General features: G+C 61.6%; 6 protein-coding genes. All 6 read left to right on the forward strand.

The features are described from left to right. Window positions 1–243: 243 nt before the first annotated feature. Window positions 244–612, forward strand: coding sequence for an FmdB family zinc ribbon protein (locus AC1D1X_RS14545; RefSeq protein ID WP_477669818.1), 369 nt, complete (start codon window positions 244–246; stop codon window positions 610–612). Beyond that, a complete protein-coding gene (locus tag AC1D1X_RS14550) occupies window positions 612–1,241 on the forward strand; it encodes a DUF502 domain-containing protein (RefSeq protein WP_457279653.1) in 630 nt (209 codons plus the stop codon). The genes AC1D1X_RS14545 and AC1D1X_RS14550 overlap by 1 nt, the downstream gene beginning before the upstream one ends. Window positions 1,242–1,292: 51 nt before the next feature. Continuing rightward, the gene (aspS, locus tag AC1D1X_RS14555; RefSeq protein ID WP_477698527.1) at window positions 1,293–3,098 is read left to right on the forward strand and encodes an aspartate--tRNA ligase; all 1,806 of its coding nucleotides are present in this window, start codon (window positions 1,293–1,295) and stop codon (window positions 3,096–3,098) included. A 38-nt stretch (window positions 3,099–3,136) separates the two neighbouring features. Further along, window positions 3,137–3,583, forward strand: a complete 447-nt coding sequence (gene nudB / locus AC1D1X_RS14560) for a dihydroneopterin triphosphate diphosphatase (protein WP_477669816.1) — start codon at window positions 3,137–3,139, stop codon at window positions 3,581–3,583. Window positions 3,584–3,716: 133 nt separating this feature from the next. Continuing rightward, window positions 3,717–4,943 carry a cardiolipin synthase ClsB gene (gene clsB, locus AC1D1X_RS14565; RefSeq protein WP_477698528.1) on the forward strand — a complete coding sequence of 409 codons (1,227 nt, stop codon included), beginning with the start codon at window positions 3,717–3,719 and terminating at the stop codon, window positions 4,941–4,943. Window positions 4,944–5,083: 140 nt separating this feature from the next. Beyond that, window positions 5,084–5,520, forward strand: a 437-nt coding sequence (locus tag AC1D1X_RS14570) for a GTP cyclohydrolase I (RefSeq protein WP_477698529.1), incomplete at its 3' end; no start/stop codon positions are given.

Below are 5,520 nucleotides of genomic sequence, written 5' to 3' on the forward strand. Positions count from 1 at the left end.
CTGCTGTATGAGCAAAAGCGCACCAACAAACTGCTGCAAAGCCTGATTTATGGCGGTCTGGGCTTTGTATTGGGGTTGATTGCCATGCAGTTTGTCCTGCGGGTGCGGGTGTTTTAGGGCCGGCCGGGGAAGGTCTCAACGGCCTATAATTGAAGGCTTTGCATCTGGGAGCCTTTTCCAGGCAAATTCCCCGGGATATTCCCGGGAATACCCCGGGGACAGCCCCTCAAAGCCTTAAGCACTATGCCAATCTACGCCTATAAATGCGAGTCCTGTGGGCATGCCAAGGACGTTCTGCAAAAAATCTCCGATGCGCCCCTCTCAGTGTGTCCGCAATGCGGCGAACCCGCATTCAAAAAGCAGGTCACGGCTGCGGGTTTCCAGCTCAAGGGCTCGGGCTGGTACGTGACGGACTTCCGCGGCGGCAACAGCACAGGCGTGCCCGCGCCCAAGACTGACGGCGGCGAAGCCGGCGCTTCCAGCAGCAACGGTGCGGACAGCAAGCCGGCCGATTCCGGCGCAGCCGCGCCGGCAAGCACGGCAGCAGCTCCCGCGCCGGCCGCGCCCGCCAAGGCTTCGGCCACCGACTCCTCTTCCAAGACTTCCTCGTGATGGCTTCGATCCGCCGATGGCTTCTGGCCGGACTGTTGGTGCTGGTGCCCCTGGCCATCACGCTGTGGGTGCTCGACTGGATCGTCGGCACGCTGGACCAGACGCTRCTGATTCTTCCTGGCGCCTGGCACCCCGACAAGCTGCTGGGTTTCCATATCCCCGGTTTCGGCGTGCTGCTGACGCTGCTGATCGTGCTGCTGATGGGCGCGGTTGCCAGCAATTTCTTCGGCAAGAAACTGGTGCGCTGGGGCAACTCATTCCTGAGCCGCATTCCCATCGTCCGCTCCATTTATTCCAGCGTAAAGCAGGTCTCCGATACGGTGTTCTCGGAAAATGGCAATGCCTTTCGCAAGGCCTTGCTGGTGCAGTGGCCGCGTGAAGGTGTCTGGACCATCGGCTTTCTGACGGGGCTGCCCGGCGGCGATGTGGTCAATCACCTGCAGGGCGACTACCTGAGTGTTTATGTACCCACCACGCCCAATCCCACCGGTGGCTATTTTGTGATGCTGAAAAGAAGCGACTGCATTGAGCTCCAGATGAGCGTCGATGAGGCTTTGACCTACGTGATTTCCATGGGCGTCGTGGTGCCCTCCAAACCTGTACCGCGGCCGCTGACCCCTCCCCTGTAAACGGCGAAAATTGCAACACTGCGCGCGAGGCGCTGAAAGTCCGAGATTTTTATGGCTATCGTTTCCCAAATGCGTTCGAACTATTGCGGTCTGGTGACCGAGGCCTTGCTGGGCCAAACCGTGAGCCTGTGCGGCTGGGTCAATCGTCGCCGCGACCATGGCGGTGTGATCTTCATCGACTTACGCGACCGCGAAGGCTATGTCCAGGTGGTCTGCGACCCGGACCGCGCCGACATGTTCAAAACCGCCGAGGGCGTGCGCAACGAATTCTGCGTGCAGGTCAAAGGCGTAGTGCGGGCCCGCCCTGAAGGCACGACCAACGACAACCTCAAAAGCGGCAAGGTCGAGGTGCTGTGCCACGAACTGATCGTGCTGAACCCGAGCGTGACGCCGCCGTTCCAGCTTGACGACGACAACCTGTCTGAGACGACGCGCCTCACGCACCGCGTGCTGGATTTGCGCCGTCCCTACATGCAGAACAACCTGATGCTGCGCTACCGCGTGGCCATGGAAACGCGCAAGTTCCTCGACGCCAACGGCTTCATCGACATCGAAACCCCGATGCTGACCAAGAGCACGCCCGAAGGCGCGCGCGACTACCTGGTGCCCAGCCGCGTCAACGAAGGCATGTTTTTCGCGCTGCCGCAAAGCCCGCAGCTGTTCAAGCAGTTGCTCATGGTCGCAGGCTTCGACCGCTACTACCAGATCACCAAGTGCTTCCGTGACGAAGACCTGCGTGCCGATCGCCAGCCCGAATTCACACAGATCGATATCGAGACGTCCTTCATGGGCGAGCAGGACATCCGTGACCTGTTCCAGGGCATGATCAGCAACATTTTCAAGACCGTGCTCAACACCGACCTGGGCGAATTTCCGGTGATGGCCTATGGCGAAGCCATGCACCGCTTCGGTTCCGACAAACCCGATTTGCGCGTGAACCTGGAGTTCACGGAACTCACCGAAGTCATGGCGACCGTGGACTTCAAGGTTTTCAGCACGCCTGCCACCACTGTCGGCGGCCGTGTGGTTGCCCTGCGCGTTCCCGGCGGGTCCGAAATGAGCCGCGGCGAGATCGACGGCTACACCGAGTTCGTCAAGATCTACGGTGCCAAGGGCCTGGCCTGGATCAAGGTCAATGACATCACCAAGGGCCGCGACGGCTTGCAAAGCCCCATCGTCAAGAACATCCATGACGCGGCGATTGCGGAAATCCTCAAGTGCACCGGGGCCCAGAACGGCGACATCMTTTTCTTCGGYGCSGACAAGGCCAAGGTSGTCAACGACAGCATCGGCGCGTTGCGCCTCAAAGTCGGCCACAGCGAATTCGGCAAGAAAACCGGCCTCTTCACCAAGGGCTGGAAGCCGCTGTGGGTGGTGGATTTCCCGATGTTTGAATTTGACGAGGAAGGCCAGCGCTGGAGCGCCGTGCATCATCCGTTTACCGCACCCAAAGACGGGCACGAAGACTGGATGGACACCGACCCGGGCCGTTGTATTGCCAAGGCATACGACATGGTTCTCAATGGCTGGGAGCTGGGCGGTGGCTCGGTCCGTATCCACCAGGCGGACGTGCAGAGCAAGGTCTTCAATGCCCTGAAGATCGGACCGGAGGAAGCGCAGCAGAAGTTCGGCTTCCTGCTGGACGCATTGCAGTACGGCGCACCGCCCCACGGCGGCCTGGCCTTCGGCCTGGATCGCATCGTCACCATGATGACAGGCGCCGACTCGATCCGCGACGTGATCGCTTTTCCGAAAACCCAGCGCGCCCAGGATTTGCTCACGCATGCCCCGAGCCCGGTGGACGAAAAGCAGTTGCGCGAACTGCACATCCGCCTGCGTAATCCACAGCCCGTCTAAAACGGCGCGCTATGCCCGCCAGCCGGAAGGGGGACACCTTGAAACCTTTCAAGATCCCCGAGTCTGTGCTGGTCGTTATTCACACACCGCAGCTGGACGTGCTGCTGATCGAGCGCACCGACAACCCTGGGTTCTGGCAGAGCGTCACGGGCTCCAAAGACACGGCGGGCGAACCCTTGCTGCAGACCGCGGTGCGCGAGGTGCTGGAAGAGACCGGCATCGCAGCCGCGCCCGGCCAGTTTCGCGACTGGGGCCTGTCCAACGTCTACGAGATTTATCCAGTCTGGCGAGCCAGGTATGCGCCCGGCATCACCCACAACACCGAACATGTCTTCAGCCTGTGTTTGCCCCAGGCCTGCGATGTAAAGCTCAGCCCCAGGGAGCACACCGCCTGGCAATGGCTGCCGCACTACGCCGCTGCCGACCTGTGTTTTTCCCCTTCGAATGCGGAAGCGGTGCTCCTCCTGCCGAAATTCATGGCTTGAGCCGCGCAGCGCGCAGGCGCAACACTTTGTGAGTTTGGCGTCTCACTGGATTGGCAAACACCGGCCAGTCGGTTCAAATGGAATGGACCTTCCCGTCAACTCTCCATACTTCCAGGAAAAAAAGCCGCTGGCCATGTTTCCACTCCACAAGTCCGGTGCGTTGCAGTTGCTCCAGGGCGGCCGGGATTTTTTCCCCGCACTCGTCAAGGCCCTTGATGCGGCGCAGACCTGGATTCAGCTGGAAACCTATATTTTTGATTTCAACGGTGCCGGCGCGGATGTCGCCGAAGCACTGGTTCGCGCGGCCCTGCGCGGCGTCACAGTGCAGGTGCTGGTCGACGGCATAGGCACCGGTCCTCTTCCTGCCGAGTGGCGCGAAAAATTCGCGGCGTCGAAAGTCGACTGGTGCGTGTACTCGCCCTTGGGGACGGGCCTGAGCCGTCTGGGCCTGCTGCTGCCCGAGCGCTGGCGCCGGCTGCACCGCAAGCTCTGCGTGGTGGACCAGCACACGGTGTTTTGCGGCGGCATCAATGTGCTCGATGATTTCTACGATCCCAACCACGGGGAGCTCCAGACTCCGCGCGTCGATTTCGCCGTGGCTGCCACCGGCCCGCTGGCGGAGGAGGCCGCCGATGCCATGGCGCTGCTGTGGTGGCGTGTGCAGGCCGGTTACAGCGCGCGGCAGCGCCACATGGCTGCCGCATGGGAAAAGTTCAGGGCGGCGGGGTACGGCGGGCGCACTGGCACCACATCGCTCGTGGTGGGTAACGGGTCTGGCGTTGCCGGCCCCAAGGCGGCGCTGATCCTGCGCGACAACTTGCGTAACCGTAGCAGCATCGAGCGCGCCTATCGCAGGGCCATTGRCAAGGCACACCGGGAAATCATCATTGCCAACGCCTATTTTCTGCCGGGCGGCAAGCTGCGGCGCRCCCTCATCGGGGCGGCCAGGCGCGGTGTGCGTGTCACCTTGCTGCTGCAGGGGCGCTACGAGTACTTCATGCAATACCATGCGGCCCGGCCCTTCTATGGCGCCTTGCTGGAGGCCGGCGTGGAAATCCATGAATACGAGGCCGGTTTCCTGCACGCCAAGGTGGCTGTGGTGGACGGGCATTGGGCCACCGTGGGCTCCTCCAACCTGGATCCCCTGAGCCTGCTGCTGGCCCGCGAGGCCAATGTGGTGGTTGAGGACAAGGCCTTTGCCGAAAGCCTGGCGGGTATTGTGCGCGAGGCCATGGTGAAACAGGGGCGGCGCATGGAGCCGGCCGACCACAGCCATCGCCCCTTTGGCCTGCGGCTGCGAGGCTGGATAGCCTATGCCCTGGTGCGGCTGGCGCTGCTGGTGGCAGGCCAGCGCTATTGAGGCGTCCTGCGCCAGCCCGGCCTTCATGTCGTTAGCTATTAATTTGATAGCTGCTTGCGCTCATGAGGAAAGGGCTGGAGGCCAAAAACCTTATCAAATTCCGGACAAGACGGTTTAAGGGCGGACTGGTAATATCTGGCATGCTTATGAAATCCGATACGCCCCCCCAGGACGCGACCGACGAGGGCACACCCGTCTCCGTCAAGATCCGCGAACGCCTGGCCCAGGCTCGCAAGCGCTTTCACGCCAACGACAACATCGCCAAGTTCATTGAACCGGGCGAGCTGGAAAAGCTGCTCGATGAAGTGACCGGCAAGATGCAGGGCGTGCTTGACAGCCTGGTGATCGACACTGACGGCGATCACAACACCAACAACACCGCGCGCCGCGTGGCCAAGATGTACCTCAACGAGGTGTTCAAGGGCCGCTATGTAGCGCCTCCCACCATCACCGAATTCCCTAACGCCGAGCACCTCAACGAGCTGATGATCGTCGGGCCGATCACGGTTCGCAGCGCCTGCTCCCACCATTTCTGCCCCGTCATCGGCAAGATATGGATCGGCGTGCTGCCCAATGA

Source organism: Polaromonas sp. P1_G4, from assembly GCF_056405475.1.